This is a genomic window from Aestuariimicrobium sp. p3-SID1156 (genome assembly GCF_025144225.1).
Taxonomy (GTDB): Bacteria; Actinomycetota; Actinomycetes; order Propionibacteriales; family Propionibacteriaceae; genus Aestuariimicrobium.
The window spans coordinates 237,474-260,538 of the sequence record NZ_JALXXB010000002.1 but is presented as its reverse complement, the minus strand read 5'-3'; the positions used below and the strand labels follow the sequence as shown (position 1 = coordinate 260,538).

Annotated in this window: 21 protein-coding genes; 4 read left to right on the top strand and 17 right to left on the bottom strand. The window is 68.6% G+C overall.

All coding sequences use genetic code 11. The features are described 5' to 3' along the window. Positions 1-41: 41 nt before the first annotated feature. The 7 genes from mnhG to M3G03_RS03930 form a co-directional block, all read right to left on the bottom strand. Positions 42-497, bottom strand: coding sequence for a monovalent cation/H(+) antiporter subunit G (mnhG, locus tag M3G03_RS03960; protein WP_259808268.1), 456 nt, complete (start codon positions 495-497; stop codon positions 42-44). Then, positions 484-846, bottom strand: coding sequence for a monovalent cation/H+ antiporter complex subunit F (locus M3G03_RS03955; RefSeq protein WP_259808267.1), 363 nt, complete (start codon positions 844-846; stop codon positions 484-486). Before M3G03_RS03955 ends, mnhG begins: the two co-directional genes overlap by 14 nt. Continuing rightward, a complete protein-coding gene (locus tag M3G03_RS03950) occupies positions 846-1,445 on the bottom strand; it encodes a Na+/H+ antiporter subunit E (RefSeq protein WP_259808266.1) in 600 nt (199 codons plus the stop codon). The genes M3G03_RS03955 and M3G03_RS03950 overlap by 1 nt, the downstream gene beginning before the upstream one ends. Next, positions 1,445-2,962 carry a Na+/H+ antiporter subunit D gene (locus tag M3G03_RS03945; protein WP_259808265.1) on the bottom strand — a complete coding sequence of 506 codons (1,518 nt, stop codon included), beginning with the start codon at positions 2,960-2,962 and terminating at the stop codon, positions 1,445-1,447. Before M3G03_RS03945 ends, M3G03_RS03950 begins: the two co-directional genes overlap by 1 nt. Next, entirely contained in the window at positions 2,959-3,387 is a 429-nt protein-coding gene (locus M3G03_RS03940) for a Na(+)/H(+) antiporter subunit C (protein WP_259808596.1), read from the bottom strand. Before M3G03_RS03940 ends, M3G03_RS03945 begins: the two co-directional genes overlap by 4 nt. Beyond that, a complete protein-coding gene (locus tag M3G03_RS03935; protein WP_259808264.1) occupies positions 3,384-6,278 on the bottom strand; it encodes a Na+/H+ antiporter subunit A in 2,895 nt (964 codons plus the stop codon). The genes M3G03_RS03940 and M3G03_RS03935 overlap by 4 nt, the downstream gene beginning before the upstream one ends. 81 nt (positions 6,279-6,359) lie before the next feature. Continuing rightward, positions 6,360-7,679, bottom strand: a complete 1,320-nt coding sequence (locus M3G03_RS03930) for an acyltransferase (protein ID WP_259808263.1) — start codon at positions 7,677-7,679, stop codon at positions 6,360-6,362. A 60-nt stretch (positions 7,680-7,739) separates the two neighbouring features. On the opposite strand from M3G03_RS03930, the gene M3G03_RS03925 reads away from it, so the two are divergent. After that, a complete protein-coding gene (locus M3G03_RS03925) occupies positions 7,740-9,065 on the top strand; it encodes a chloride channel protein (RefSeq protein WP_259808262.1) in 1,326 nt (441 codons plus the stop codon). Between the two features lie 9 nt (positions 9,066-9,074). Here M3G03_RS03925 and M3G03_RS03920 read toward each other — a convergent pair whose 3' ends face one another. From M3G03_RS03920 to M3G03_RS03900, 5 genes are all read right to left on the bottom strand, one after another. Then, the gene (locus M3G03_RS03920; RefSeq protein WP_259808260.1) at positions 9,075-10,232 is read right to left on the bottom strand and encodes a sorbosone dehydrogenase family protein; all 1,158 of its coding nucleotides are present in this window, start codon (positions 10,230-10,232) and stop codon (positions 9,075-9,077) included. 159 nt (positions 10,233-10,391) lie between these two features. Then, positions 10,392-11,822: an adenylosuccinate lyase gene (gene purB, locus M3G03_RS03915; protein WP_259808259.1), complete on the bottom strand. Its 1,431-nt coding sequence runs from the start codon at positions 11,820-11,822 to the stop codon at positions 10,392-10,394. Continuing rightward, on the bottom strand, positions 11,819-13,090 hold the full coding sequence (purD, locus tag M3G03_RS03910) for a phosphoribosylamine--glycine ligase (protein ID WP_259808595.1): 1,272 nt from the start codon (positions 13,088-13,090) through the stop codon (positions 11,819-11,821). The genes purB and purD overlap by 4 nt, the downstream gene beginning before the upstream one ends. A gap of 159 nt (positions 13,091-13,249) precedes the next feature. Then, positions 13,250-14,536 (bottom strand): adenylosuccinate synthase, encoded by a 1,287-nt coding sequence (locus M3G03_RS03905; RefSeq protein ID WP_259808257.1) that lies wholly within the window; start codon positions 14,534-14,536, stop codon positions 13,250-13,252. 128 nt (positions 14,537-14,664) lie between these two features. Further along, the gene (locus M3G03_RS03900) at positions 14,665-15,117 is read right to left on the bottom strand and encodes a DUF3151 domain-containing protein (protein WP_259808256.1); all 453 of its coding nucleotides are present in this window, start codon (positions 15,115-15,117) and stop codon (positions 14,665-14,667) included. A gap of 200 nt (positions 15,118-15,317) precedes the next feature. Here M3G03_RS03900 and typA point away from each other — a divergent pair, with 200 nt between their 5' ends. Beyond that, positions 15,318-17,180, top strand: coding sequence for a translational GTPase TypA (gene typA / locus M3G03_RS03895; protein WP_259808254.1), 1,863 nt, complete (start codon positions 15,318-15,320; stop codon positions 17,178-17,180). 149 nt (positions 17,181-17,329) lie between these two features. Further along, on the top strand, positions 17,330-18,307 hold the full coding sequence (locus tag M3G03_RS03890) for a murein L,D-transpeptidase (RefSeq protein ID WP_259808251.1): 978 nt from the start codon (positions 17,330-17,332) through the stop codon (positions 18,305-18,307). 12 nt (positions 18,308-18,319) lie between these two features. On the opposite strand, the gene M3G03_RS03885 is transcribed toward M3G03_RS03890, so the two are convergent. The 3 genes from M3G03_RS03885 to M3G03_RS03875 are packed head-to-tail and all read right to left on the bottom strand — an operon-like array spanning position 18,320 to position 20,830. Further along, positions 18,320-19,306, bottom strand: coding sequence for an asparaginase (locus M3G03_RS03885; protein WP_259808248.1), 987 nt, complete (start codon positions 19,304-19,306; stop codon positions 18,320-18,322). Between the two features lie 46 nt (positions 19,307-19,352). Next, positions 19,353-20,330, bottom strand: a complete 978-nt coding sequence (locus M3G03_RS03880) for a YgfZ/GcvT domain-containing protein (RefSeq protein WP_396121882.1) — start codon at positions 20,328-20,330, stop codon at positions 19,353-19,355. Positions 20,331-20,335: 5 nt separating this feature from the next. Next, complete coding sequence (locus M3G03_RS03875; protein WP_259808246.1) at positions 20,336-20,830, bottom strand: FABP family protein; 495 nt, start codon at positions 20,828-20,830, stop codon at positions 20,336-20,338. A gap of 83 nt (positions 20,831-20,913) precedes the next feature. Here M3G03_RS03875 and dtd point away from each other — a divergent pair, with 83 nt between their 5' ends. Continuing rightward, positions 20,914-21,354, top strand: coding sequence for a D-aminoacyl-tRNA deacylase (gene dtd, locus M3G03_RS03870; RefSeq protein WP_259808245.1), 441 nt, complete (start codon positions 20,914-20,916; stop codon positions 21,352-21,354). Between the two features lie 18 nt (positions 21,355-21,372). Here the strand turns inward: dtd and M3G03_RS03865 are convergent, their stop codons facing one another. Then, the gene (locus tag M3G03_RS03865) at positions 21,373-22,176 is read right to left on the bottom strand and encodes an NADase-type glycan-binding domain-containing protein (RefSeq protein ID WP_259808244.1); all 804 of its coding nucleotides are present in this window, start codon (positions 22,174-22,176) and stop codon (positions 21,373-21,375) included. Next, positions 22,173-23,036 carry a hypothetical protein gene (locus tag M3G03_RS03860; RefSeq protein WP_259808243.1) on the bottom strand — a complete coding sequence of 288 codons (864 nt, stop codon included), beginning with the start codon at positions 23,034-23,036 and terminating at the stop codon, positions 22,173-22,175. Before M3G03_RS03860 ends, M3G03_RS03865 begins: the two co-directional genes overlap by 4 nt. Between the last annotated feature and the right edge of the window lie 29 nt (positions 23,037-23,065).

Below are 23,065 nucleotides of genomic sequence, written 5' to 3'. Positions count from 1 at the left end.
AAGGTCCTCCCGGCCTGAGCTCGCCATGGCTGATCAGCTGATCAGCCGCGGTCCCGGCGCGGACGTGCCGGGACCGCCGCTGTTCGCCAGCGCCGTCCCGCCGGCAGGTTCCCGCCCGGCTCGTCATCCTCGGGCGGGTGGGTGTAGCCGGCGTCCTCGAGGTCTTCGGCGAGTTCGTCGATGACCGCCTCATTCGCATTCCACAGTCCCAGGCGATAGGCGGTGCGGGACACCATGTGTGCCGACACCGGCGCAGTGAGCACCTGGAACCCAGCCACCAGCACCACCAGGCAGGTACTCTCCCAGGACCACAGCCGCAGCCCGATCGCCGACAGGATCAGCACCAGCCCGAAGACCTGGGGCTTGGTCGCCGCATGCAGGCGGGTGATGACGTCGGGGAACCGCAGCAGTCCGACCGCAGCCGACAGGCAGAAGAAGCAGCCGAGCACCAGCAGCATCGCGGCGATGAGTTGGATGATCGGATCAGCGCCGCTCATCGTCCTCCTCCCAGGCGTCCGGGCCGGAGTCGGCCGGTTTCTCGGTGCGCCGCCCCATCTCGTGCAGCACGCGGATCTGGTCGGAGCGATTCGACATCAGCCGCGCCATGCCCACCGGGGCGGTGAACCCGAGCAGGGACATCACCAGCAGCAGCGGAAGTCCGAAGTCCTGTCCACTGCGCAACGTCCACAGGCCCACGGCGGCCATGACGATCGCGAGCACCACGTCCGCGGCCACCGAACGGTCCAGGGTGGTGGGCCCCATCGCGAGCCGCTTGGTGGCCAGGCCCACGGCCACCACGAGCATGGCCAGCGCCAGCGCGTGCAGCACGTCGATTGCGGTGTGCATCAGCGCACCCCTTCCTCGTCATGGGCTTGGGCGGCGTCACGAATCTCGGCATTGGACGCGAAGGCGCGCAGGATCCGCATCTCCGCACGACGGGCCTCCTCGACCACGTCCTGGGCCTCCTCGGGCTCCATGTCGAGGACGTGCAGGTAGAGCGTCCGTGTCTTGCGACGGGCGTCCACCACCACCGAACCGGGAACGATGGTGAGGATTGATGCCGTACCCACCTGGTAGAGGTCGCCCTGGGAACCGAGCGGGATGCGGACCATGCCCGAGCGGATCCGGGGATTCCGGGAGAAGGCTGTCACTGAGAGTCGGAAGGAGGCGACGGCCAGGTCGAACAGCAGGCGCCCCACCAGCATCAGCAGGCCGAGTGGACGCGGTCGACCCTGCCACTGGATCGCGGGCAGGGGGAAGACCCACATCACCAGCAGCGCAAGCACCAGCCCAGTGACCACGGTCAGGGGCCAGGCATTGCCGTTGAGCATCACCCAGACCAGGGTCAGGAAGGCGACATTGACGCCCTGGTGGCGCCATGCCATGCGACGCCGGGTGCGGTGGCGGTGCATGACCTCGCCGGGGGTGCGCTTCTCCTCACTCATCATCGGCCTCGCCCCTCGAGCACCGCCATGCTGTAATGACCGTCCAGCAGCGCAAGGGCCGCCTGCTCGCAGTAGTGGTAGAGCGGACCAGCCGCCAGGGTGAGCATCAAGGACATCGCGATCAGCCCCAGCGAGGCCCACACCATCTCCTTGGGCATGGTGCCGGACTCACCCGGCAGCGACTCGGCCCCTCGAACCACCTGCTCCTCACCCCAGAAGGCCCGGTTCCAGGCCTTGGCCATGGCATACAGCGTGAGCAGGCTGGTCACGATTCCCGAAGCGACCAGCACATCTGCCAGCCAGCCACCTCCCTGCAGGGAGGCCTGGACCAGGCCGAGCTTGCCGATGAACCCGCTCATCGGCGGGATGCCGGCCAGGTTCATCGCCGGGATGAAGAACATCGCACCCAGCAACGGCGAGATCGTCACCAGGCCGCCGATACGGTCCAGCGAGGTGGAGCCCGCCACGCGTCCCACCAAGCCCACGACCAGGAAGAGCGCTGTCTGGATGGTGATGTGGTGGCTGGTGTAGTAGATGGTTGCCGCCAACCCGTCGGTGGTGGCCAGACCGATCCCCCACAGCATGTAGCCGATGTGGCTGACCAGGGTGAACGAGAGCATTCGTTTGAGTTCGGACTGCGCGATCGCGCCCATGATGCCGACCAGCATGGTGAGGGCAGCAAGTACGAGCAGGGGCGTCCGCAGGGGTTGGTGGGGGAAGAGCAGGGTCTGGGTGCGCAGGATCGCGTAGACGCCGACCTTGGTCAGCAGCCCGGCGAAGACGGCGGTCACCGGGGCAGGGGCAGTCGGGTAGGAGTCCGGCAGCCAAGCCGACAGCGGGAAGATCGCCGCCTTGATGCCGAAAACGATCAGCAGCAGCACCTGCAGCATGGTCTGCACATCCCCGGGCAACTCCGGCAGGCGCTGGGCGAGCTGGGCGAGGTTGACCGTGCCGGTGGCGGAATAGATGGTGCCCAGGGCGATCAGGAAAAGACTGGAGGAGACCAGGTTGACCACCACGTAGATGGTCGCCGCCCGGATTCGCGGTCGGGTCGCTCCCATGGTGAGCAGGACATAGGAGGCGAAGAGCAGGATTTCGAAGCCGACGAAGAGATTGAACAGGTCCCCGGCCAGGAAGGAGTCCGAGACGCCTGCGCAGAGCAGCAGGAAGGTGGGGTGGAAGATCGAGACCGGGGTCTCCTGCTTGCGTTCGTCTTCGTCCTGGCCCGCGCTGAAAATGAGCACCCCCAGGGCCACCAGCGAGGCGACCAGCAACATCAGGGACGCCAACCTGTCGGCGACCAGCACGATTCCGGCGGTCCCCGGCCAGGCGCCGAACCAGAGCGTCTGCACCCCGCGGGTGTGGGACTGGTACATCAGCAGCATCGCCACCCCGACGACGGCGGTGAGGGTGGTGATCGAGATGAGGCGCTGCCAGCGGGGGCGCAGGCCCACCAGCAGGGTGAGGGAGGCGCCCAGCATCGGCAGCAGGACCGGGAGCGAGAGCAGGTTGTTCATTCGCTCACCACGTCCTCACCGGTGTCGCCGAAGCGGCCCTCCTCGAAGGTACTGGAAACCCGGTCCTTGTCGGCCATGGCGCGGATGCGGGCGTCCTCCCGGTCGTCCTGGACCTCGTCGTGGCCGTTGAGCTGAAAGCTGCGGTAGGCCATCGTCATGACGAAGGCCGACACGGCCATGGTGATCACGATGGCGGTCAGCACCATCGCCTGCGGCAACGGGTCGGCCATGCTGTTGCTGTCACCGTCGCCGACGAAGGCCGGCCGCGCCGCCGCGCCGGAGGCGACGAGGAAGAGGACGTTCACCCCATTGGACAGGATGATCACCCCCATCAGGATCCGGGAGAGGGAGCGTTCGGTGAGCAGGTAGACCCCGCAGGCGACCAGGACGCCGGCGACCAGGGCCAGGGTGAGGTTCGGCGTCAGCGGAGTTCACCTGCCTTGAGGGTGGTCGTGGAGCGGGGTCGCGGCACGGGGGCCTTGTGCTCACTGGCCTGCAGGTCGATGCCCGAGCCGAGGCTTCGGGCGTAGTCCAACAGCACGCCGATCACGATCAGGAAGACGCCGATGTCGAAGAAGACCGAGCTGACCAGATGGATCGTCCCCAGCCAGGGCTCGGGGCCGAGACGGACATAGGCGTCGAAGGATTGCAGCACGCGTCCCCCGAAGAAGACCGGTGCCAGCGCCGACAGCACCGAGACCAGCAGACCGGCGCCCAGCAGGCGCCCGGCATCGAAGGGGGCGGCCTCGTTGAGCTCGGCGCGTCCCGCAGCCAGGTAGCGAACCATCAGCGCCATGCCGACCAACAGACCACCGGCGAAACCGCCCCCGGGGGCGTTGTGGCCGCGCAGCAGCAGCCACAGCCCGACCACGACGGTGATGCCGAAGATGAAGCGGGTCGCCACCTCGAAAAGCAGCGAGCGGGCGGCCGGGTCGAGGTCGCGAGTGCCACGCAGCCAGGTCCCGGTGGTCTCCGCGGCAGGAACCTCGCTGCGCTGCTGGCGGGGCTTGGTGCGGGTGCGCAGGAAGATCAGGCTGGTGACGCCGGTCGCGGCGATGACCAGCACCGACACCTCGCCCAGGGTGTCCCAGGCGCGGGTGTCGACCAGGATCACGTTGACGATGTTGTTGCCGTAGCCGAACTCCTTGGCGGCCCTGTAGAGGGGGTCGGAGGCGGGGGAATGCCTGCGCACGCCCGAGGCGACCACGGTCAGCAGGACGGTCAGGGTACCGACCGACAGCGCCAGCGCGGCCCGCCACCAGCGGTTGGCGGCCAGCGGGCGGTTGGTGAAGTAGCGGGGCATCCGCCGCATGACGAGCAGGAAGACGACAACGGTCACACTCTCCACCAGCACCTGGGTGAGCGCCAGGTCGGGGGCTCCGTGGAGGAGGAAGAGCAGCGCGACCCCATAGCCGGTGACACCGACCAGCAGCACGGCCCGGACGCGTCCGCGGGAGACGGCGACCAGCAGCGCCGCCACCATCATGACCACCCCGATCGCCAGCTGGGAGGGGTTGTCGAACCAGCTGATCCGATTCGGCCAGGTGCGGGTGACCATCAGAGGGACTCCCACCCCCAGCAGCAGCACATGGAAGATGGTGGTCAAGGTGACCACCAGCGAGCCCTGCTGGGTCCGGGAGGTGATCTCGACACCGGCCTGGTCGACCGCGCGCATGACCTGCAGGTAGCGCTCGTGGGCCGAGGTGACGGTCGGGAAGGTGGCCTGCAGCGCCGACACCGCCTTGCGCTGCCAGAACAGCAGCAGGCCGCCGACGATGGCGATCGCCGACAGCGCCAACGGGAGGGTGAACCCGTGCCACAGCGCCAGCCCATCCGGTTCGCTGCCCACGAGCATCGACTTCCAGTAGGGGGCGAACCACTCGGTCAGCGACGGGCCGACGAAACCACCGGCCAGGCTCAGGACGGCCAGCAGCACCGGCGCCAGCGACATTCCCCAGGGCTTGGGCTGGAGCGCGGTGTCTTCCAGACCCGGCTTGCGGGCGAAGGCGCCCCACAGGAAACGGGCCGAGTAGGCCGCGGTCAGCATCGAGCCGACGACGATCGCGATGATCGTGAGGACGCCGATGGCCGGTGCCACCGAGGCCCGGCGCTCGTCAGAGGCCACGGTGAGCAGTGCCTCCAGGGCTGACTCCTTGGCGATGAACCCGACCAGCGGGGGCAGCCCCGCCATCGACGCCGCAGCCAGTGCAGCAGCCGCAAAGAGCACTGGCTTCTGGCGTCCGACACCGGACAGCTGCTTCAGGTCGCGGGTGTGGGCGGACTTGTCGATGATGCCCACGGTGAGGAAGAGGGTGGCCTTGAACAGGGCGTGGGTAACCAGCATCGCCAGGCCGGCCAGTGCCCCGGCGCGGGTTCCCATGCCCATGAGCAGCACCATGAAACCGAGCTGGCTCACCGTGCCGTAGGCGAGCAGCAACTTGATGTCGTTCTGGCGCAGGGCGCGCCAGCCCCCCAGCACCAGGGTGATGGCGCCCAGCAGCGAGATGATGACGCGCCAGCCGGCGGTCTGGCTGAACACCGGCGCCAGGAGCGCGACCAGGTAAACACCGGCCTTCACCATCGCGGCGGCATGGAGGTAGGCACTGATCGGCGTGGCGGCGGCCATCGCTCCCGGGAGCCAGAAGTGGAACGGGAACAGGGCCGACTTGGTGAGCGCGCCGACCAGGATCAGCACCCCCGCGATGGCGGCGACGGTGCTGTGCGGCGGGTTGGCGACCACGTCGGCCAGACTGAAACTGCCGGTGATCACCCGGAGCAGGATGATGCCGACCAGCATCGCCAGACCACCGAAGGTGGTGACGATTAGTGAGGTGAGCGCGGCACCTCGGTTGGCCTTGCGGGTGTAGTCATTGCCGATCAGCAGGTAGCTGAAGACGGTGGTGAGTTCCCAGAAGGTGTAGAGCACCACCGTGTCGTCGGTGGTGACCAGCCCGAGCATGGCGCCGGCGAAGGCAGTGAGCAGGCCCATGCAGCGGGTCGCCGTCGGGGAGGCGTGGAAGTACCAGCGGCTGTAGAACAGCACCAGCACACCGATCCCCGTGACGACCAGGGACAGGACCCACTGCAGCAGGCCCATCCGGAAGTCGAGATTGACCCCGAGAACGTCGATCCAGGGATGGCTCTCGACCACCGCTCCCCCACGGCGCATCGTGGGGGCCTGGGCGAGCAGCCAGCCAAAGCTGCCGAGCGGGACCAGGGCGGAGACGAACCATGCGCGCTCACCGAACCACCGTGCGATGGCGGGCGACAGCGCACCCATCGCAAAGTGGGCCAGGATGAGTGCGGTCAGGGCCAAGGGTCGTCCTTCGGGGTCGGGGCGACATGCCGTGCCGTGGACGGCGCGGGATGACACGTCTCGAGGAGGTTCGGTTTCACCCTAGCGGAGCGTCCCAAGCTGCCGGGAGGGCCGCGGACACCAGTTGGACGCACGGGCCAGGAGAGCGGATCCAGTCCAGGTGCCAAGCACCCCCAGGCTGGAGAAGGGCGTCTTGGGGTGGATGACCAGGCCGTGGCGCCACACCATCGCCAGGGATCCGGTGAGCACCACCATCGCGGCGGCGGCCAACGGCCCGTTCTGCCGTTGGCCCAGCGGCGGGATCATGCGCAGGTCCAGCCTTGCCACTGCCGGCACCAGCGCGGCCAGCAGCGGGATGGCCACCAGCAGCGTCGCCAGTGGGAAGGTCAGCACGGGCACCAGACTCGGGAAGAGCATGCCCAGCCCGATGTAGATGCCGAAGGTGACCACGACCACCGGCATGTGCCACAGGTAGATGGTCATCGCCAGCGCGTTGACGACCCCCAGCACCTTCTGGGTGCGCGGCTGCTCCAGGGCCCGCCATTCGCGACGGGCCAGCAACCCCATCACCCCGCTCTGCGCCAGTGCCAGCCAGAACATGGTCACCGTCGGCGGCTGAAGGTTCGAAAGCTGGCGCGAGCCCATCCCGAAGGCCGGGACCGGCCAGCCCAGCTGCAGCAGGCCCACGATGGCAAGCACCCCGGCAGCAATGGCGGCGACGGGGCGCCAGAGCGGGCCGCGGCGGAGGAATCCGCGCTGGTGGGCGATGCCGAGCTGGTGGCAGCCGAGCCAGACGAAGAAGAGGTTGGCGTAGCGCAGGTTGAGCACGCCGGTGCGGATCGTGACCACGTCGATGGTGGTGGCCGCCACCGTGAGCACGATCGGGATCAGCCACGGGCGCTCGTCATGGCGTTTCACGAAGAAGGGCGCCATCGTCACGGTGAACAGGTAGGCGACCAGGAACCACAACAACTTGGTGAGGTTGTGGCTCACGAACACTGCCTGATCGCGGTACCCAGCCCAGGCCGCGATCGTGGCAGGGACCGCGAAGATCGTGATGAACACGGTCGTGGGGCCGACCAGTCGGCGTCCCCGGTTGGTGAGGTAGTGGGCCAGACCGGTGTTGCGGGAGTGCATCCGGTCGACGATGATCGCGTGGACGTAGCCGCCGCAGACGAAGAACAGCGGCATGCACATCAGGAACCAGCTGCCGTACCAGCCCCAGGGGCCGAGCTCCATCGTCTGGGCGCTCCAGTTGCCGTCGTTGAGGGTGACTCGCCACAACCCGGCGTGGAAGATGACGACCAGAAGCAGGGACGCTGCACGCGCGGCGTCGATGAGGACATCGCGCTCCTGCGTGACGGCAAGGTCGCGCTCGGACGACGGGGCGGGCTGCAGCACCTGCCCAGATTGGCAGAACGGCGGCGTTGGCGAAAGGGCATCGCATGACATGCTGGATCGGTGAGCCCTCCCCCGTCTGCCGCAGCCCCACGGTCCGGGCGGTCGCGTTCGGGGGGGCTGGGTTTCGCGGCAGGCATGATGGTGGGCGCTCTGGTCGCCGGCGTGGTCGCCATGCTGCTGACCTGGCTGCTGCACGGGATCTTCTGGCTCGCGACGGGTGACCTGCAGGGTTGGATGCCCGAACACGAGCCCCTTCCGTGGTGGCGGCTGGCAGTGTTCCCGGTGGTGGGGGCGCTGGCGTGTGCTGCCCTGTGGTGGTGGATCCGCTCGCGCGGGGAGCTGACCAGTATTCGGGGCGCCCTGGCCGACCCCGAGCGTCGCTTTCCTTTGGGCCGCAGCCTGGCGGACGCGGTGGTGCAGGTGGTCAATGTCGGTTGTGGGGCCTCGATCGGACGCGAAGCGGCCCCGCGGTTGGCGGCTGCTGCTCTGATGGATTCGGTCTCCAGGCGCCTCGGTCTGGCGGCGCTGGATCGCCGCACGGTGGTGGCGGGGGCGTCGGCGGCTGCGCTGGCGGCGATCTACAACTCACCCGTCGCCGGGGCGTTCTACGCACTCGAGGTATTGCGCATCACCGATTTCGCCGGCCGCCGGAGCCGCCGGGTGGGGGCTTTCGTCGTCGGGCTGGGGATGTGCCTTCTGGCGACCGTGGTGGCCTGGCCGGTGATCGGTCGCGGGGCGATCTTCGCGTTCCCGGGGGCACGGGCGGCCAGTGCGCTGCTGCCGCTGGCGGTGGGTGCTGGCCTGATCGGGGGCCTGTTCGGGGTGGGCTTCCACCGGATGACGCGGTGGGCGGGATCGGTGCAGAGCTGGACGGGCTGGCGACTCGTGGCGTCCATGGCGGCGGTGGGGTTGTTGACCGGTGCCATGGCGGTCATGTTCCCCTCGGTGACCGGCAATGGGCAAGGTGTGGTGCGGCTGGCGATCGCTGGCAGTGCGCCGCTGTGGGCCTTCCTGGTCCTGTCGGTGCTCAAGCCGGTCCTGACCAGCCTCACCCTGGCCGGCGGCTCGGTGGGAGGCCAATTGCAGCCCTCGATGGCGACCGGTGCCGCGCTGGGGGCGGGGGCGTCCCTGGTGCTGGTCTCGGCAGGGGTGGACGTGCCACTGTGGCAATTGGCCCTGGTCACCGGCGTCGCCGTGCTCGCAGCCAACCAGAAGGCACCGCTGTTCTCGTGCTTCTTCGGTCTCGAGCTCACCCATCCGCACCCCACTGTGGCGCTGCCCGTCGCGGTGGCGGCCCTGCTCGGTTGGCTGGTCCGTGAGGGCTTCGAGCGCCGCCGGAGCACCGCGCCGAACACCGAGCCCCGCTCGGGGCCTGGGCACCAGTGATCGTTCGGCTCAGGACAGCGGCAGGTACACCAGCCGGTCGTCGCCCTCGCGCGGCTCGGTGCGTCCATCGGTGTTGGAGGTGCTGAACACCAGGCCCTTCGCGTGCGCAGCGACCGCGCGGATGCGCCCATAACGGTCGGCGAAGTGGCTGACGGGATCACCGGCCTGCTCGCCGGTGAGCGGTACCTGGAAGAGGCACTTGCCCATCAGCGCGCCGACCCACAGCTGCCCGGCCGCCACTGCGCAGCCTGAGGGCGAGCTGGACGCGGTGGGTTCCCAGGTCACCTTCGGCGCCTGGAAGCCGTCGCGCTGGCCGGTGTTTCCCTCGGCCTCGGGCCAGCCGAAGTTGCCTGCGCGGACGATCAGGTTCACCTCATCGGCGGACTTGTCGCCGAACTCCACCGACCACAGCCGCTTGCCGTCGTCGAAGGCCAGACCCTGCACATTGCGATGTCCGTAGGACCAGACCGGGTTCGTGAACGGGTTGTCCTCGGGGACGCTGCCATCGGGAGCGATGCGCAGGATCTTGCCGGCCAGGGACTTCGTGTCCTGCGCTTGTTCGCGCTGGGAGGCGTCGCCAGTGGAGATGTAGAGGTACTCGTCGGGCCCGACGGTCACCTGTCCGCCATTGTGGAAGCCCGCAGCGGGGATGCCGTCGAGAATCACCTTCGGGCTGCTGATTCGCTTGCCGTCGAAGTCATACCGCAGCACGCGATTGTCGCTGCCCGTCGACAGGTAGACGTAGAGCACCTTCGTGTCCGGGGAGAGGTCGATGCCGAGCACGCCGCCCTCGCCCTGAGCCCTGAACCCCTCCACGGCACCGATCTGGGACGCCCTGCCGCCACGAACGATCTTGATCGCCCCGGTGTCGCGTTCGCTGACGAGCAGACTGTCGTCGTCGAGCGACCTCAGCCCCCACGGGGTGGTCAGCCCGGTGACCAGGTCCTGGGGTTCCCCGATCCGCAGCTCGGTGGTTCGTGACGCCGTCGAGGAATTGCTCGGGGCGCTGGTGTCACCAGTGCTCGGCTGGGGGCTGGTGGGCGCGGGGCTGCTCGCCGGCGCTCCCGAAGAGGACGCCGGGGGCGCGGGCTCTTCGGCGTCCTGCCTAGAACAGGCGGCCAACCCCAGCCCGAGGGCGCCGGTGAGGACCATGCGTCGACTCGTCATGACTCGACTGTACGTCGCCCCTGAAGCGGGCACCCCCCATCGCTACTACGCACCCTCGTTACACACTCGGACCAGCGACGTCGCCGGTCCGAGTGACAATCTACGGCGCGTAGTAGCAAGAAGGGGTGCTGAGTACCCGAGACGGTACCGGCCGAAGCCTCAGAGAACGGCGCCGGGGCGGTAGGCAGCAGCCTCGGGGTTCTCGGCTGCCAGTTCCCCCACCCGCTCGACCAGGCGCGCCACCTGCGCGCGCGCCGAGCCGGTGAGCTCCAACGGCTCGCTGACCAGCGCCTCCAGCTCCTCCCGGCTCAGCCCCAGGCGCGAGTCGGCGGCGAGTCGCTCGACCAGGTCATTGGACGCCCCGGACTCGCGCATCGCCAGCGCCACGGCCACGGCGTGCTCCTTGATCGCCTCGTGCGCTTGCTCGCGTCCCACGCCCTTGCGGACGGCTGCCATCAGCACCTTGGTGGTGGTCAGGAAGGGCAGGTACCGGGCCAACTCGGCCTCGATCACCGCCGGGAAAGCCCCGAAGTCGGACAGCACCGTCAGGAAGGTCTCGAAGAGCCCATCCACCGCGAAGAAGGCATCCGGGAGCGCGACACGACGCACCACCGAACAGGACACATCGCCCTCGTTCCACTGGTCACCGGCGAGTTCTCCGACCATCGACACGTAGCCGCGCACGATCACCGACAGGCCATTCACCCGCTCACACGACCGGGTGTTCATCTTGTGCGGCATCGCCGAGGATCCGACCTGGCCGGGCTTGAAGCCCTCGGTGACCAACTCGTGGCCGGCCATCAGCCGAATCGAGGTCGCCACATTCGAGGGCGCCGCGACGACCTGTGCCAGCGCGGTGACCACGTCGTAGTCCAGCGAGCGCGGGTAGACCTGCCCGGTGGAGGTCAGCACATGGGCGAAACCGAGGTGCTCGGCGATCCGCTGCTCGAGTTCGGCGAGCTTGTCCTCATCGCCGCCGAGCAGGTCGAGCATGTCCTGGGAGGTGCCGACCGGCCCCTTGATGCCGCGCGCCGGGTAGCGGTCGATCAGCTCCCGGACGCGCTGCTCGGCGACCAGCAGCTCGTCGGTGGCGGTCGCGAAACGCTTGCCGAGGGTGGTGATCTGCGCGGCCACATTGTGCGAGCGTCCGGCGATGGCCTGGTCGCAGTAGCGCGCGGCGATGTCGGCCAGCAGCGCCAGCGCGGCGATGATGCGCTCGCGCACCAGCTTCAGGGACGCCAGCACCTGCATCTGCTCGACGTTCTCGGTGAGGTCGCGGCTGGTCATGCCCTTGTGGACGTGTTCGTGCCCGGCGAGCGCGTTGAACTCCTCGATGCGCGCCTTGACGTCGTGGCGGGTGACCCGCTCGCGCTCATTGATGGAGTCGAGGTCCACCTGGTCGATCACCCGGCGGTAGTCGGCCAGCACCTGGTCGGGGTCGTCCCCGCCGAAGTCGACGCCGAGGTCGCGCTGGGCCTCGATGACCGCGAGCCACAGCCGGCGCTCGGCGACGATCTTGTGCTCCGGGCTCCAGATCGTTCGCATCTGCTCCGAGGCATAGCGGTTGGCCAGGACATTGGGGACGCTCACTGCTGCTCCTCGGAATAGCTGTTCTCGATCTGCTCGACGGCTGCCTTCTCGGCAATGTCGTAGCGGTGGAAACCGGTCGGGAAGTCGATGGCTCCGGCATGGGTGTAGGCGGCTCCGCGGGCGGTACGCAGGTCCTTGCCGCGTCCGACCACGGCGAGGACGCGACCGCCGTCGGCGACCAGGTTGCCCTTTGCGTCAAGGGCGGTCCCAGCCTGGATGGTCCACGCATCCTCGGTGTCCTCGGGGAGCTCGATGCGCCCGCCCTTCTCCGGTTCACCCGGGTAGCCGTCGGCGGCGAGCACGACGGTCACCGCGTACTCGTCACGCCAGCGCAGCTCGCCGAGCTCGGCCAGGGTTCCGGTGGCGGCGCGGTAGAGCACCTCCCCCATCGGGGAATCGACCAGGGCCATCAGCGCCTGGGTCTCCGGGTCCCCGAAGCGGGCATTGAACTCGATGACCCGAATGCCCTTGTCAGTCAGCGCAAGACCGCAGTACAGCAGGCCGGTGAAGGGCGTCCCGCGGCGGCGCATCTCGGCCAGGGTGGGCAGCGCAACCTCATCGAGTACCCGCTGCTGGAGGTCCTTCGGGGCCCACGGCAGCGGCGAGTAGGCGCCCATCCCGCCGGTGTTGGGGCCCTCGTCCTCATCACCGACCCGCTTGAAGTCCTGGGCCGGCTGCATCGCCAGCGCGGTCTCACCGTCGGTGATCACGAAGAGGCTGACCTCGGGACCCTTGAGGTACTCCTCCACGACCACGGCCTGGCAACCGGCGGCGTGCTCGAGTGCCTCCTGCTCGTCGTCGGTGACCACCACACCCTTGCCGGCAGCCAGTCCGTCGTCCTTCACCACGTGCGGGGCGCCGAACTCCTCCAGTGCAGCCTCGACCTCCTCGGGCGTGGTGCAGTAGCGGCTCTGGGCGGTGGGCACACCGGCGGCGGCCATCACTTCCTTCGCGAAGACTTTCGAGCCCTCCAGCTTCGCCGCCTGCTGGGACGCCCCGAAGCAGGCGATCCCCGCTTTCCGCACGGCGTCCGCGACCCCGGCGACCAGCGGCGCCTCCGGCCCGACGACGACCAGGTCGGCACCGAGCTGGCTGGCGAGCGCGGCGACGGCGTCCGGGTCGGTGATGGAGACCGGGTGGTTGGTGGCGAAGGACGCGGTGCCCGGGTTGCCGGGAGCGACGTGCACGGCGCTGACCGAGGGGTCGGCGGCGATCGCGCGGGCCAGGGCATGCTCGCGTCCCCCGGAGCCGATGACGAGGACGGACAGGTCGTTCGGAACGGACGTGGGCGGCACAGTCTCAGTCACGCGTCCAGCCTAGTGCTGCTGAGCTTGGGCAGCCGTCCACGCCCGCGACCGGGTGAGCCCTGACCGCAGATCTGACGGTCCACGGGGAACCCTCTCAGACTCTGCTGGTGTGTTGAGCGTTCAGGCCAGCAGGTCGTGGATGACGATGGTCTGCTCACGCCCCGGACCGACACCGATGCCCGAGATCCGGCAGCCGATCTTCTCCTCCAGGAACTTCACGTAGGCCTGGCAGTTGGCAGGCAGCTCCTCGAAGCTGCGCGCACCGGAGATGTCCTCGGTCCAGCCATCCAGGAACTCGTAGACCGGCTTGGCGTGGTGCAGTTCGGACTGGGTCATGGGCATGGTGTCGTGGCGCACACCGTTGACGTCGTAGGCGACGCAGACCGGGATCTTCTCCCAGCCGGACAGGATGTCCAGCTTGGTCAGGAAGACGTCGGTGAAGGCGTTCACCATCACCGCATGTTCGACCACGACCGCGTCGAACCAGCCACAGCGACGCTTGCGGCCGGTGGTGGCGCCGTACTCGCCGCCCTTCTCGCGCAGGGCCTCACCGTCCTCGTCGAACAGCTCGGTCGGGAAGGGACCCTCGCCCACGCGGGTGGTGTAGGCCTTCGCGATGCCGACGACCCGGTCGATGCGGGTCGGCCCCACGCCCGTGCCGGTGCAGGCGCCGGCCGAGCCCGGGTTGGAGGAGGTCACATAGGGGTAGGTGCCATGGTCCACGTCGAGGTGGCTGGCCTGGGCACCCTCGAAGAGGACGACCTTGCCCTGGTCGAGTGCCTCGTTGAGCACCCGTGCCGAGTCGACCACGTAGGGGCGCAGGGCGTCCGCATGGCTGAGCAGGCGTTCGGTGATCTGGATGGGGTCGATTTCACGACGGTTGTAGATCTTGACCAGGGTCTGGTTCTTGTTGTCGAGGGCCGCCTCGACCTTCTGGCGCAGGATCGACTCGTCGAACAGGTCTTGCACGCGGATGCCGACACGGTTGACCTTGTCGGCGTAGGCCGGCCCGACGCCACGACCGGTGGTGCCGATCTTGCGCTTGCCGAGGAAGCGCTCGGTGACCTTGTCCAGGGAGATGTGGTAGGGGGTGATGATGTGCGCATTGGCGCTCACCAGCGGGTGCGGGACCTGGACCCCACGCTGGGCCAGGGCGTCGAGCTCCTGGTTGAAGACGTCCAGGTCGATGACCACGCCATTCCCGAGCACGGTGGTGGTGCCGGGGTTGAGGATGCCCGAGGGGAGCAGGTGGAGGATGAAGGTGTCCCCGCCCACCTTGATGGTGTGACCGGCATTGTTGCCGCCTGAGTACCGGACGCAGTAGTCGACCCGATCGCCCAGGTTGTCGGTCGCCTTGCCCTTGCCCTCGTCGCCCCACTGGGCTCCGACCACCACGATCCCTGGCATTCGGCCATCCTTTCCTCGGTGTGCCGCCGATCAACCATAGGCCACCTCGGACGCCACCAGCCCGGCGAGGGCCGGGCTGGGATGCGATCGTTACGTGGAGTTCGAGGACCCGCCGCGAACTTCTGCCCTCAGCGGAAATCCTCCTGGCTGAGGTCCTGGTAGCCCTCCTCGGTGGAGTCGCGCAGGAATTGGGCGCAGCGCAGCGCCTCCTCCTCGTCCCCGATACGCTCGGCGGCGACGGTCAGCGCCCACAGGCACCGCAGGAAGCCGTGGTTCGGTTCATGGTCGAAGGGGATCGGCCCCGACCCCTTCCAGCCCGAACGCCGCAGGGCGTCCAGACCACGGTGGTAGCCGGTGCGGGCATAGGCATAGGCCGCGACGTCGGCCTCGGGCGTCCCGGTGTACAGGGACCCCTCGGCCAGGATCGCCCAGCACAGCGAGGAGGCCGGGAACTCTCGCAGGACCGAGTAGAAGTCCGCGCGTCCACGCTCGACGAGCGCGTCGAAGGCGGGGTCCTCGGGCAGGCGGGTTGGCTTGCCTTCGGATGCCATCAGGTTGGGGTGGGTCTCGGGTCCGGCCATGGGCACATGGTAGCGGGCCGGTCCGCCGGCACCATGGAGCCCTTCCCGACGATTGGGCGCGGCACGGGGGTGGCGCGTACAGTTGCCCTGTCCAGGTGCGGAGGCCTGCTCCCCTGGTTGGTTCCGGGACGTGGGGTTGGGTCCGTGACGGGACCCCATCACACCCAGCGCCCGCGTGCCCTCTGAAAGCGAGCCCCTGCATGCCCACACGCGACGACCTGCGCAATGTCGCCATCATCGCCCACGTCGACCATGGCAAGACGACGATGGTGGACGCCATGCTCTGGCAGTCCGGAGCCTTCCGCGAGGGTTCCGATGTCGACAACCGCGTGATGGACTCGATGGATCTGGAGCGCGAGAAGGGCATCACCATCCTCGCGAAGAACACCGCCGTCAAGCACACCATCAACGGCACCCCGGTCACCATCAACATCATCGACACGCCGGGTCACGCTGACTTCGGTGGGGAGGTCGAGCGCGGCCTGGAGATGGTCGACGGCGTGGTGCTGCTGGTGGACGCCTCCGAGGGCCCACTCCCCCAGACCCGTTTCGTGCTCCGCAAGGCCTTGGCCAAGGGCCTGCCGATCATCGTCGTGGTTAACAAGGTCGACCGTCCCGATGCCCGCATCAGCGAGGTCGTCGACGAGACCTATGAGTTGTTCATGGACCTGGTCGACGATTCCGAGGACGCCGCTGCTCTGGACTTCCCGGTCGTCTTCGCCTCCGCGAAGGCCGGGCGCGCCTCGCGCAACCAGCCCGGCAACGGCCAGATGCCCGACAGCGAGAACCTGGAGCCGCTGTTCGAGACGATCATGGAGACCATCCCGGCCCCCTCCTACACCGAGGGCGCCGTGCTGCAGGCCCACGTCACCAACCTCGACTCCTCCCCCTACCTCGGGCGCTTGGCACTGTGCCGTGTCATCGAGGGCGAAATGCGTCGCGGCCAGCAGGTGGCCTGGTGCAAGAAGGACGGCACCATCAGCACCGTCAAGCTGACCGAGCTGCTCATGACCGATGCCCTGGAGCGCAAGCCCGCCGAGGTGGCCGGCCCCGGCGACATCGTCGCGATCGCGGGCATCCCCGACATCACCATTGGCGAGACCCTCTCCGACCCCGAGAACCCCAAGCCGCTGCCGCTGATCAACGTCGACGAGCCCTCCATCTCGATGACCATCGGCATCAACACCTCCCCGCTGGCCGGCAAGTCGGGCAAGAACCTCACCGCCCGCCTGGTGAAGGCCCGCCTCGACCAGGAGCTGGTTGGCAACGTCTCCATCCGCGTCAACACCACCGACCGGCCCGACACCTGGGAGGTGCAGGGCCGCGGCGAGCTCCAGCTGGCCGTGCTGGTCGAGATGATGCGTCGAGAGTCCTTCGAGCTGACCGTCGGCAAGCCGCAGGTCGTCACCAAGACCGTCGACGGCAAGCTGCACGAGCCGGTCGAGAAGCTGACCGTCGACGTCCCTGAGGACCACCTGGGCGTGGTCACCCAGCTGATGGGCCTGCGCAAGGGCCGCCTGGAGCAGATGGTCAACCACGGCACGGGCTGGGTCCGCCTGGAATACCTGGTCCCCGCCCGCGGCCTGATCGGCTTCCGCAACGAATTCCTCACCGAGACTCGCGGCACCGGAATGATGCACCACGTCTTCGACTCCTACCAGCCGTGGGTGGGTGAGATCCGCACGCGTCCGACCGGGTCCCTGGTCGCCGACCGCACCGGCGTGGTCACCAGCTACGCCCTGTTCAACCTGCAGGAACGCGGCACCCTGTTCGTGGGGCCGGGTGCCGCGGTCTACGAGGGCATGATCGTGGGCGAGAACTCCCGTGCCGACGACATGGACGTCAACCCCACCAAGGAGAAGAAGCTCACCAACGTGCGCTCCTCCACCGGCGACGAGCTGGAGCGGCTGATCCCGCCGAAGCTGCTGAACATGGAGCAGGCGCTGGAGTTCTGCGCCGGCGACGAATGCCTTGAGGTCACCCCGACCGACGTCCGCATCCGCAAGGTGGCGCTGTCGGCCAACGACCGCGCCAAGCTGCGCAACAAGGCCAAGCAGAGTTGATGCAGGCCCAGAAGGGTTGAGCGAACAGCAGGCTGAGCGAAAAGCCACACACAATCCCTGCCCGGGGGAGGCAACCACTGACCCCCCTGCGACGTATTCATGAACGACCGGCCCGCACCGCGGGCGACCTTCCCGAAGGGACCCTGACCATGCGCAGCACTCGACGCCTCGCCACCCTGGTCACCGCCGCCGCACTCGCGGTCGGCGGCGCCCTCGCCCAGCCCCCCGCCCAGGCGGTCACTCCGGCCCCGGCCCCTGCCACCGACGCAGACACCACCGTTCTGGCCACCATCGGCACCACCGGCCACTACGCCTGGCAGGTGCAGGGCGTCCTGCGGAACCTGGGCTACATCGACAGCTCGGGCTACACCGGCTACTACGGCAACCTGACCGCTGACAAGGTGCGCATGTTCCAGCGTCACGTCGGGCTGCCGATCACCGGGGTCGTCAACCAGCCCACTCTGGACAAGCTGCTCAGCCTCTACCGCGGCCAGACCGTCTTTGCCAAGTACGGCACCCAGGGCCACTACGCCTACCAGGTGCAGGGCTGGCTGCGTCGTCTGGGCTACATCGGCACCAGCGGCTACACCGGCTACTACGGCTCGGCCACCGTCGCCACGGTGAAGGCCTGGCAGTCCGGTTACGGCCTGCCCCTGACCGGTGTCGCCACCTTCGCCACCTACCACCAGCTGCGCGTTTCCTACGCCGAGTACAACACCGCCAGCGCCGACGTGCGCAAATACGGCCTGGACCCGCGTTGCGATGACGAGGCCAAGGTGCTGTGCGCCGACCAGTCCAAGCGCAAGGTCTACTATCTCGAGAGTGGCCGCGTCCTCAAGGTGCTTGACGGCCGTTTCGGCGCCAACTCGACCCCCACCCGCAATGGCCAGTGGCGCATCTTCCGCAAGAACGCCAAGGAGTGGAGCAACCTGTACAACGTGGCCATGCCGAATGCGCTGTACTTTTCCGGCGGCGAGGCCTTCCACTACTCCGCAGACTTCGCCCAGATCGGCTGGAACAACAGCCGCGGCGGGTCGCATGGCTGCATCAACCTGCGTGACTACAACGGCTGGGCCTGGGTGTTCAACCGGGTCCAGTTGAACACCCTCACCATCGTCACCGCCTGATCGTCACCTCACTCAACGGCTGAGAGCGGACGCCAGGGGCTCGAGTGCCCCGTCGACCACGCGCACCTCACCCACCGGCTGGCCATGGCCCAGCACCGGCCGGGTGAGGTGCGCCTCCAGTTCCGGGGCCTCCACCATCATCGACAGGATGGCCGCCGATAGGGGCAGGATCGCGCGGCCGGCACCGTCGTCGATCTTGATCGCGATGCCGCGGCCATCGGCCAGGCCGATCGCCAGACAGGCCTCCGCCCCGCCCTTGCAGACCAGCCCTTCCACCGCCTGGTGGAGCAGCAGGTCGTCACGACCCGTGCCCGAGGGGTACTCGGGATGGGCGCGGTAGGCGTCGGCGATGGCCCTCTCATGGCCCTCGGTGGCGCCGGCAATCCGACCGAAGGCGCCGGCCAGACCCTGCAGCGGGGTGGCGAACAGTGGTGCCCCACAGCCGTCGGTGCTGGCCGGATCGTGGGTGCCGCAGAACTCGTCGACGGTCTGGGCGATCGCCTGCTGTAGCGGGTGCTGCGGATCCAGGTAGCTGGCGGTGTCCCAGCCGTTGCGGACGCAGGTGCGCAGCATGGCGGCATGCTTGCCGGAGCAGTTCTGCGTCAGTGAGGTGGCCTCCTTGCCCTCGCGCAGCCAGGTGTTGCGGGCCTTCTCGTCCAGCGGGAGGTCGGGGGTGTTCTGCAGGGCTTCCACAGTCAGGCCACCACCGGAGAGGATCTCGCGGACCCCGTCCAGGTGGTAGCTCTCACCCGAGTGCGAGGCTGCTGAGAGCGCCAGCAGCGCGTCCCGTAGGTCGAGCCCGTGGCGCAGCATCGCGATGGTCTGCACCGGCTTGAGCGAGGAGCGGGAGAACATCGGCGTGGTGACGTCGCCGAGGCTGGCGATCAGACTGCCGTCTGGGGCGGTCACTGCCACGCGGGCTCGGTGCAGGCACTCGACCAGGTCACCGCGGACGACCTCGACCAGAACAGGATTCTCAGGCGACATCTCAACACGCATGCGCCCGAGACTATCTCCCGCGATGACCGGCAGGGTCGGCCCCCACTCAGCGCAGGTTGGGCCGGATGTGGAGACCGACCTCCGGGTCCACCAGCACTTCCTGGCTGGCGGCAACCTCGGTGTCATCCTCACAGGTCGCCATCACGACAGCGGCCACGTCGGTGCCCCGCTTGAGCAGGGCCAGCCCGATCGGGCCATCCTCGTGGTGACGGGCAGAAGAGCCCATGACGCCCACGGCACGCCCGTTGAGCAGCACCTCCCCGCCGACCTGCGGGAGCGCGTCCACCGAGCCGTCGAGCAGCAGGCGGGTCAACCGGCGCGGCGGGCGCCCCAGGTTGTGGACCCGGGCAACCGTCTCCTGCCCTCGGTAACAGCCCTTGTCAAGATGGGTTCCCCAGAGACCGATCTCATTGGGGATGGTCTTGTGGTCGGTGTCCAGACCGATCCGCGGAATGCCCGCCTCAATGCGCAGCGCCTCCAGGGCCCAGGTGCCCGAGGGGGTGTGCGCGGGCAGGTCACGCTCGCGGGGCCAGAGCACCTCGCGTCCGTTGGCGAAGCCAACCGGCCAGGCCATCGCCTCGCCCAGGTCGACCTTCGCACCGGCCCACAGCACCTCGAACTGGTCGGTCACCTCCTCGACCTCGACGCGCATCATGAAGCGCATCCGGGTCAGGAAGCTGGCCAACCCCTCAGCGGCACCCGGTTCGGTCACGGCCCAGAAGGCCTCTCCATCGTCGATGCCGGTGAGGCCGTGCTCGATGTGTCCCTGCGGGGAGAGCACCAGCGACTGCACGGCAGCACCGGGAGCCAGTCCCTCGAAGTACTGGGTGGTCAGTGAGTGCAGCAGCGCCAACCGGTCAGCCCCACTGATCTTCAGGACGCCGAGGTGCCCGCGCTGCACGAGTCCGGTGCCCGCCAGCAGGGCGCGCTGCTCGGCCACCGGGTTGCCGAAATGCCAGGTCGCCCCCTCATCGAAGCCAGCCGCATCCACCAAGGAACCGCTCCTGCCCGCCTGGCTGTCCATCTCGCTCATGCCCGCTTCAACCTCGCCCACAACCAGGGCTGCAGCTGGGTGCCGGTGGTCGCCCGGTCCATGGTCCACAGCAGGTCGCCCTCCACGTTGCCGTAGAGACGCTGCCCGCCGGTGTACTCCACCGCCGCGGTCTGGGTGCGCATCACGGCGTCGGTGACCAGTTCGATCTTCGCGCCCTCGATCCTGCCCGCCCACACCTCGGCCCAGCCGGACGGGTTGGCCAACACCAGCTCGACCTCGCCGTTGGCCTGGGGACGCCAGTAGCCGGTCTCCTGCATCAAGGGCTCCACCGGGGTGCCATCGGCGTCCACGGTGTAGAGCTGGCTCAGGTAGTAGAGGAAGTCACCGCCGTTGTGGGTGAACTCGACGGTCTGGCCGTACTCGAACTCACCCTCCTCGGGGGTCTGGCCGTGGCCGTTGCCCTCCCAGCGGCCGATCATCCAGGCGAGGCCCATCAGCTCTCGGGGCAGGTCAGGGTTGATCTCGAACATGTCCGCCAGTCTAGGAGCCGCGGGAAGCCCCTGCGCATCCCGGGATTCGCCCCTGGGAGAACAGTGAGTGCAAGGATGGGCCCGTGCGAGTGGTGGTGCAGCGGGCCCTGAGCGGGCAGGTCAGGGTCGCCGGTGAAGTCGTGGGACGCCTACCGCGCCCCGGTCTGGTGCTGCTGGTCGGTGTCACCCACGAGGACAACCCGCAGGTCGCCGCCCAGGTGGCGTCCAAGATCTGGGGGCTGCGCATCCTCACCGACGAGCGCTCCGCTGCTGACGAGGACGCCCCGCTGCTGGTCGTCAGCCAATTCACCCTGTACGCGAATGTCCGCAAGGGGCGCCGACCCAGCTGGAGTGCCGCCGCCCCCAGAACGGTGAGCGAACCGCTCGTCGAGGACTTCGTCGCCGCGCTTCGCGAGCTCGGCGCGCACGTCGAGACCGGCATCTTCGGCGCGGACATGCAGGTCGAACTCATCAACGACGGTCCGGTCACCCTCATCGTGGACTCGGCTGACCTCGGCGGCTGACAACGCCGCGCCGCAGCCTCACCTCTGGGTGAACAGCGAGACCTCCGAGAGGAGCACGGCGTCCCGATTCTGCTGGTCGGGGCGCCCGGGCTTGGTGCTGGACAGGATGGTCATTCGGACAATGCCGGAGATCGGCGTCGGCGGGATCATCAAGGACTGCTGGCCGTGGTCATTGTCGGAGAGGTTCTGGACGAACCAGGACCCGTCGGGAAGGTCCCAGCGCACCGAGGTGACGCGGCGGAACTGGTCGTAGAGGGAGGCCTTGCCCTCATCGCGGGTCCACCCATTGACCACCGAAACACCGGCCAGCACGGTCTTGTCGGGAACCCTGAACCACAAGCGCTGTCCCACCCCATTGCCATTGCACCGCCAGGCGGTGTGGGCCTGGCCGTCCACCGCCCGGCTTGCCTCGAAGGACAAGGTCTCCCCCGAAGGCTCCAGCTCTTCTGGTGCCACGCAGGAAGCCTCCACGGAGGTGATCGGGATCGTTGCCACCGGTCCGTCCCAGGGCATCGCGGGAGAGGAGCTGGACTGGGGGTGGCTGGGTGCGACGGTGGTGGTGGGGGAGGTCCGGGCGGTGGCGCGATGGACCAACTGCCCCCCGGCCAGACCGACGAGGGCAGCCAGGCTCACGGCAAGCAGCATCAACAGACCGGCCGGGCCGCGGGAGTAGGCGCCGCCGGAGGGATGCTCGGGGGCGGGGTGTCGGTCGCGTCCGGGCAACGAGGAGGCCGCCTTCGCAGAGGTGACCACGGGCAGCGTGGAGCCGCCAACGGCGGGGGTGCGAGGGCGAAAGAGCTCGTCCGGCAGGTCTGCACTCACGGCTGCCGTACCGGGGTGACGGGTGAGGCAGCGGCCATGCTCGGGGCCGTCCCCTGGTCGCTGCCTGCTTCGTCGTTGTCCTCGAGGGGTCCGGCAGCTGCAGAGAGGATCGCCCACTGCTCAGCGGGCCGACGGTTGTTGCGCCTGATCAGTGGGGGGACACCACGCGGGCCGCGGGGGTGGAGCCGGTGCGATCCGGCCAGGGCCACGCCGAGGATCACCAGGCTGCCGCCCGCCAGGGCAAGCCACCAGGCAGGCTCAGCGCTGGTCGACTCCCGGACGACCTGCTCCATGGCAACCGGCATCAGCAGGGCACCGATCACGCTGAGCCAGACACCGGAGGCCGAGACGTTCACCCAGGTGCCCAGACCGACGTCTTTCACTCCCTCCCACTCCTTGAGGGCCAGTGCCCACAGCCGCCACTGCAGGAGCGCAATCAGCGCGCAGATGACGGCGATGGCATTGGCTGCTCCGGGCCACAGCCTGCTCGCATCGGTCAACCGCAGCAGTGACATCGATGACCACACCACACACAGGGCGCCGGTGACGGCACAGACCAGACCGATGCTGATCATGGCCAGATGGCGTCGGGCGCGCATGGCGATGACCGGCTGGGCCACCAATGGACGGCTGTTCCCCGGGCGGCGCAGGTGCAGGGGGCCGCGGTGGGTGGCCGGGGCGGCAGCCACGGCCGCGTCCGGATGGATTGCGTCCTCGGCCCCGTCGTCCGAGAGCTCCACGACGTCGTCCCCCGCGGGATCGTCGGGCAGGCCCTCCTCGCCGGCGAGGGGCGGCACCCGCGCGGAGTTGCGGCGTCCGAACGGGAGGCGGGGACGTGGCAGGGAACGGCGCCAGGACATGACCCCAGAGTAGTGCCAGGCCCGCTACG

Coding starts and splice junctions, on each gene's coding strand:
- M3G03_RS03880 (WP_396121882.1), bottom strand. CDS start 20,330: ATGGACAGCCAGGCGGGCAGGAGCGGTTCCTTGGTGGATGCGGCTGGC.
- M3G03_RS03950 (WP_259808266.1), bottom strand. CDS start 1,445: ATGAGTGAGGAGAAGCGCACCCCCGGCGAGGTCATGCACCGCCACCGC.
- M3G03_RS03920 (WP_259808260.1), bottom strand. CDS start 10,232: ATGACGAGTCGACGCATGGTCCTCACCGGCGCCCTCGGGCTGGGGTTG.
- typA (WP_259808254.1), top strand. CDS start 15,318: ATGCCCACACGCGACGACCTGCGCAATGTCGCCATCATCGCCCACGTC.
- M3G03_RS03885 (WP_259808248.1), bottom strand. CDS start 19,306: ATGCGTGTTGAGATGTCGCCTGAGAATCCTGTTCTGGTCGAGGTCGTC.
- M3G03_RS03875 (WP_259808246.1), bottom strand. CDS start 20,830: ATGTTCGAGATCAACCCTGACCTGCCCCGAGAGCTGATGGGCCTCGCC.
- M3G03_RS03945 (WP_259808265.1), bottom strand. CDS start 2,962: ATGAACAACCTGCTCTCGCTCCCGGTCCTGCTGCCGATGCTGGGCGCC.
- M3G03_RS03955 (WP_259808267.1), bottom strand. CDS start 846: ATGCACACCGCAATCGACGTGCTGCACGCGCTGGCGCTGGCCATGCTC.
- mnhG (WP_259808268.1), bottom strand. CDS start 497: ATGAGCGGCGCTGATCCGATCATCCAACTCATCGCCGCGATGCTGCTG.
- M3G03_RS03900 (WP_259808256.1), bottom strand. CDS start 15,117: ATGGCCGGACCCGAGACCCACCCCAACCTGATGGCATCCGAAGGCAAG.
- M3G03_RS03860 (WP_259808243.1), bottom strand. CDS start 23,036: ATGTCCTGGCGCCGTTCCCTGCCACGTCCCCGCCTCCCGTTCGGACGC.
- M3G03_RS03890 (WP_259808251.1), top strand. CDS start 17,330: ATGCGCAGCACTCGACGCCTCGCCACCCTGGTCACCGCCGCCGCACTC.
- M3G03_RS03905 (WP_259808257.1), bottom strand. CDS start 14,536: ATGCCAGGGATCGTGGTGGTCGGAGCCCAGTGGGGCGACGAGGGCAAG.